We start from the raw sequence: 384 nt of genomic DNA, 5'->3' as shown, positions 1-384 counted from the left end.
GTCCGGCCTACTCGGCGACGCGTTCTACGTGGAGCGGGCCAGCACCGCCGGCCAACGGGTATTGCCGGCCGCCGACGTCGACGAGACCAGCGTGCCGTACTTCTCGCTGGCCATGCTGCCGGGCGGGCGGCGTCGTGCGTTGCTGACCGGCACCGTCGCAGTGGTGGGCCTGGGGCCCGGCGACAGCGACTGGATGACACCGCAGAGCCGGCGTGAGCTGGCCGCCGCGACGGATCTGATCGGCTAGCGCGGCTACCTGGACCGGGTCGAAGTCCGCGACGGCCAGCGGCGCCATCCCAGCGACAACACCGACGAACCCGCCCGGGCGCGGCTGGCCTGCTCGCTGGCCGATCAGGGCCGGGCGGTGGCGGTGGTGTCCTCCGG

General features: G+C 74.0%; 1 pseudogene. It reads left to right on the top strand.

The features are described from left to right. Nucleotides 1–247, top strand: a pseudogene (locus tag DTW89_RS19570) (hypothetical protein); the annotation flags it as partial. Nucleotides 248–384: the final 137 nt, after the last annotated feature.

Source organism: Acidovorax sp. BoFeN1, from assembly GCF_003345135.1.
GTDB classification, from domain to species: domain Bacteria; phylum Pseudomonadota; class Gammaproteobacteria; order Burkholderiales; family Burkholderiaceae_C; genus Acidovorax; species Acidovorax defluvii.
The sequence above is the reverse complement of the archived record's forward strand: the minus strand, read 5'-3'. Positions and strand labels throughout refer to the sequence as shown.